The organism is Mesorhizobium sp. M7A.F.Ca.CA.003.01.2.1 (assembly GCF_003998945.1).
Classification (GTDB): Bacteria; Pseudomonadota; Alphaproteobacteria; order Rhizobiales; family Rhizobiaceae; genus Mesorhizobium; species Mesorhizobium ciceri.
Genome location: NZ_RZRA01000395.1, coordinates 1 through 4,852 on the forward strand (window position 1 = coordinate 1; position 4,852 = coordinate 4,852).

Annotated in this window: 5 protein-coding genes; 1 reads left to right on the top strand and 4 read right to left on the bottom strand. The window is 62.2% G+C overall.

Annotated elements, in window-relative coordinates; all coding sequences use genetic code 11:
• Positions 1 to 890 (bottom strand): aldo/keto reductase (locus tag EN969_RS16995; protein WP_164758305.1); only part of this gene is annotated, 890 nt, incomplete at its 3' end.
• Positions 891 to 1,168: 278 nt separating this feature from the next.
• Between EN969_RS16995 and ppk2 the strand changes: the two genes are divergently transcribed.
• Positions 1,169 to 2,089, top strand: a complete 921-nt coding sequence (ppk2, locus tag EN969_RS17000; RefSeq protein WP_013532260.1) for a polyphosphate kinase 2 — start codon at positions 1,169 to 1,171, stop codon at positions 2,087 to 2,089.
• 51 nt (positions 2,090 to 2,140) lie between these two features.
• Here the strand turns inward: ppk2 and EN969_RS17005 are convergent, their stop codons facing one another.
• The 3 genes from EN969_RS17005 to EN969_RS17015 form a co-directional block, all read right to left on the bottom strand.
• Positions 2,141 to 2,788, bottom strand: a complete 648-nt coding sequence (locus tag EN969_RS17005; protein WP_063167762.1) for a dihydrofolate reductase family protein — start codon at positions 2,786 to 2,788, stop codon at positions 2,141 to 2,143.
• Positions 2,789 to 3,005: 217 nt separating this feature from the next.
• Positions 3,006 to 4,037 carry a porphobilinogen synthase gene (gene hemB / locus EN969_RS17010; protein WP_027162429.1) on the bottom strand — a complete coding sequence of 344 codons (1,032 nt, stop codon included), beginning with the start codon at positions 4,035 to 4,037 and terminating at the stop codon, positions 3,006 to 3,008.
• Between the two features lie 88 nt (positions 4,038 to 4,125).
• Positions 4,126 to 4,852 (bottom strand): DUF2066 domain-containing protein (locus EN969_RS17015; protein WP_127419259.1); only part of this gene is annotated, 727 nt, incomplete at its 5' end.

Consider the following 4,852-nt stretch of genomic DNA (forward strand, 5'->3'; position numbering starts at 1 on the left):
ATGTTGTCCAGGAACTGCGTTTCCGTCCTGCCGCCGATCACCAGGGAACTGATGGACGGCCGGCCAAGCAGCCAGGCCAGCGCCACCTGCGCTGCCGACACGCCGCGCTGCGCGCCGATCTCCACAAGCACATCGACGATCCGCCACAGCCGGTCCTCGTCGCGGATCGGTGGTTCCGACCAGCCCGCGAGTTGGCGGGCGGTGGGGCTGTCACGGCGGTATTTGCCGGACAGCAATCCGCCGGCAAGCGGGCTCCAGACCAGAACGCCCAGCCCCTGGTCGACGGAAATCGGCAGCAGTTCGTACTCCGCTTCGCGCGCTTCCAGCGTGTAGTGGATCTGCTGCGTGATGAAGCGCGGCTGATGACGGCTGTCGCTGATGCCGAGCGCCTTCATCACCTGCCAGCCGGAATAGTTGGAGCAGCCGACATAGCGGATCTTGCCCTGGGCAACCAGCGTGTCGAGCGCGCCGATGGTTTCCTCCAGCGGCGTCACGCCATCCCATTCGTGCAGGAAATAGATGTCGATGACGTCGGTCTTGAGCCGCTTCAGGCTCTTCTCGCATTCCCGAATCAGGTGATGGCGCGACAGGCCTTCGTCGTTTGGACCTTTGCCGATCCGCATCCGTGCCTTGGAGGCGATCAGCACGTCGCCCTTGCGCTTGCCGCCGAGCGCTTCGCCGATGATTTCTTCGGAAATGCCGTTCGAATAGACATTGGCGGTGTCGATGACATTGATGCCGGCGTCGATACAGAGATCGATCATCCGGCGCGCTTCGTCGAGATCGGTCTTGCCGACCGCCGAAAAAGCACCGGCGCCACCGAACGTCATGGTCCCCATGGTCAGTGTCGATACTTTCAGGCCGGAACGGCCGAGGGTGCGGTATTCCATGTCGTCCTCGCGATTGCATTGGGAAAGGGCTGGGGAGGGCCGCCCGAAAGTGGCCGCTATTTGTAGGACAATTTGGGCGACGTGTCTCCATGCCAGCGCGGCGGATCGATCATGCCTGGCTGGACCGACAGCGGTGGTGACCATGCTCGCGCTGCAATAAAACCGTCATTGCAGGCCTATATGGAAGTCGGCTCAGGTGTTGCCGTTCCCGGGCTGTAGGCCGGGAGTTTGGGGCGCCGGACGTGGATCGACAGAGCTTGCAAGTGGAGCAGCCGATAATGACCGAGCTAAAACAGAATTCTCCGGCCAGGGATTGGCTTGAAGCCGAGCTCGCCGACACGCTTGACGAAGACTATGAGCTCGAAATGTCGGAGCCGGCGCTGTCGATGGAGATCGCCAAGATCTACAAGAACTCGCATCCGCCTTCGATCGATCGCATGCAGTATTTTCGCGACCTGATCACCCTGCAGTCCGAATTGATCAAGCTGCAGTCCTGGGTCGCCCACCACAAGAAGAAGCTGGTGGTGATCTTCGAGGGACGCGATTCGGCCGGCAAGGGCGGTGTCATCAAGCGCATCACCCAGCGCCTCAACCCGCGCATCTGCCGTGTCGTCGCACTGCCGGCGCCGACGGAGCGCGAAAAGTCGCAATGGTATTTCCAGCGCTATGTCCCGCATCTGCCGGCCGGCGGCGAGATCGTGCTGTTCGACCGCTCATGGTACAACCGCTCGGGCGTCGAGCGGGTGATGGGCTTTGCCCAGCCCGATCAGGTCGAAGAATTCTTCCACGACGTGCCGGAATTCGAGCGCATGCTGGTCCGCTCGGGCATCACCGTGGTCAAATACTGGTTCTCGATCACCGACGAGGAACAGCAGATGCGCTTCCTGATGCGCATCCACGATCCGATGAAACAGTGGAAACTGTCGCCGATGGACCTGCAGTCGCGCGTGCGCTGGGAGCAGTACACCAAGGCCAAGGAAGAGACCTTCGCCCGCACCAACATCCCGGAAGCGCCCTGGTTCATCGTCGAGGGCAACGACAAGAAACGCGCGCGGCTGAACTGCATCGACCATCTGCTCAAGCAGCTGCCTTACGAGGAAGTGCCGCACGAGGAGATCACTTTGCCGGAGCGCGTCTTCAACCCCGAATACGAACGCCAGGTGCTGCCGCGCGAGCTCTACGTGCCGGAGAAGTATTGAGGCAGACGAAGCTGCGATCTCCCCCACGAGGGGAGAGATTGGCTCTCCACCTTACGCCCGCTTGATGGTGACGTGCGTCGCGAGCGGGGTCGCCACCTGCTCGCTGCAGACATAGCCGAGCTTGAGCATGTCCAGGCCGGCAAAAAGGTTCTCGCCCGTGCCCAGCAGCAGCGGCGCGATCGCCAGATGCATCTCGTCGATCAGTTTTTCCTGCAGATATTGCCGTATGGTGGCGACGCCGCCGCCGACCCGCACATCCTTGCCGCCAGCGGCAGCCTTTGCCTGTTCAAGAGCTGAATGGATGCCGTCGACGACGAAGTGGAAAGTGGTGCCGCCCTCCATCGTGATCGGTTCCCGCTTGTGATGGGTCAGCACGAAAACCGGCACATGATAGGGCGGGTTGTCGCCCCACCAGCCTTTCCAGCTGTCGTCAGGCCATTCGCCGCGGATCGGTCCGAACATGTTGCGGCCGAGGATCCAGGCGCCGACATTTTCGAAGCTGCGCGCCGCGAACGCCTCGTTGACGTCGGTGGTGCCGCCATCTTGTCCGAGCACCATCTCGCGGAAGGTGCGGGTGTCGACAAACCACTTGTGCAAGGATTCCCCACCGACGCCGAGCGGATTTTGCAGATCCTGATCGGGACCGGCGCCATAGCCGTCGAGCGATAGGGTGAAAGCGTTGACGCGAAGTTTGGACATGCGAGCCTCCTCGATAACCGATTGTGTTTTGCAAGCAGTTTTTTGTAACAAACCGATTGTGAATTGCAAGCGGTATTTTCAAGCTCAAACGAAGCCCACGCAACGGTCAAGTGGCCCTCGCTATGGATTCCCCGGCCAAGAGCCGGAAATTGGTATGGATGTCGAAGCGGATTGGCCGACATTGCTCGCCGCGACCGGCCGTCGTCGCGAAGAGAAATTACCCCTTCAGCATCTCCGCCACTTCGGGTGCGAAATAGGTCAGGATGCCGTCGCAGCCGGCGCGCTTGAAGGCGAGCAGCGATTCCAGCATTGCCTTCTCGCCGTCGATCCAGCCATTGGCGCCTGCCGCCTTGATCATCGAATATTCGCCCGACACCTGGTAGGCGAAGGTCGGCATCTGGAACTCGTCCTTCAGCCGCCGGATGATGTCGAGATAGGGCAGGCCGGGCTTGACCATCAGCATGTCGGCGCCCTCGGCGATGTCCTGTTCGGCCTCTCTCACCGCCTCGTCCGAATTGGCATGGTCGATGTAATAGGTCTTCTTGTCGCCCTTGAGCAGACCGGCGGTGCCCACCGCCTCGCGATAGGGTCCGTAGAAGGCCGAGGCGAATTTGGTCGCATAGGACATGATCGCCACGTCCTGAAAACCATTGGCATCGAGCGCGTCGCGGATGGCGCCGATGCGGCCGTCCATCATGTCGGACGGTGCGATGATGTCGGCGCCGGCGGCCGCCTGGATGACTGCGGCGGCGGTCACCTGTTCCACTGTCTCGTCGTTGACGATGATGCCGTCGCGCAGGATGCCGTCATGGCCGTGGCTGGTGAATGGGTCGAGCGCTGCGTCGGTGATGATGCCGATCTGCGGTACCGCATCCTTGATCGCGCGGGTGGCGCGGTTGATGACATTGTCGGGATCGAGGATGTGCGAGCCGGTCTGGTCGCGCAGCGAGATGTCCACATTGGGGAAGGTGGCGAGGGCGGGAATGCCGAGTTTTGCCGCGCGCTCTGCCTCCTTGACGGCGAGATCGATCGACAGGCGGAAGACGCCGGGCATGGCGGCGATCGGCTCGCAAACACCCTTGCCCTCGACGACGAAGATCGGCCAGATCAAATCGTCGACCGTGAGCCGGTTCTCTTGCACCAGACGGCGCGACCAGTCGGCCTTGCGCATGCGGCGCAGACGGCGGCTGCCGGTGATTTCGTCGACGCCGCGCGCGCCGGCGGGCTTTGCGGGGGTGAATTTGTTCATCGCCAGTACTCTCGTTCGGGCAGGCTTTTACCACGAGCTCCCGCCGCTGACCAATGCGGCACGATTGTGCCAGCGACCGGGTCGAGGCCTATTCGGGTTGCCCATTGCCTGACAGAATCTGTGCCGCGCCCCTGATGGCGACACGGAAAGCCTCGTCGAAGCCGACACCGCGCACCTGCCAGATGTAGGTCTTGCCGGCCATGGCCAGCCGCCAGTCGGCGATCCAGCCCAGTTCCTTGTCGCTCCAGACGAGACTGCCGTAAAGCGCCTGGTCGGCGCCGGCCTTCTCCGCAAGGGTGTCGAGCTTCGTCATCTCGGCATTGCGAAGCGCCTGATCGTCCAATCCGGCCTGCGACAGCTGCGCCACCGTGGGAAAAGTCACCTGCATGGCCAGCGGTACGGCGGCATTGCCGAACGATTCGCGCATCAGCATGCCACGGTCGTCCTCGGCATCGAGCGCGTAATGCGTTGTTCCGCGCTCGGTCGCCAAAAACACCACCAGCCGTGGCCGCTCGGTCAGCCACGGCCTGCTGCCGAGCGAAGCCAGCACCGGGTCGACGTCAGCAGGCTTGTACTGGCAGTAGAGATTATGAGGCCGATCGTACGTGCCCTGGTCGTCATGGTTGGGAATGCCTTCCATGCGGTCGCGATAGTGGAAACTGGCGACGAAGGTGCCGGCTTTGTCGCGCAATGCCGTCATTTCAGGTTTCGCCGGCAGGCGCTGATCGCCGGAAACCCGCACCAGAACCGCGTCGAGGCAGCGCTTGAAGCCGGACTGGCGGTTCTTCTCGTACTTTCCGTTGACGATGGTCTGC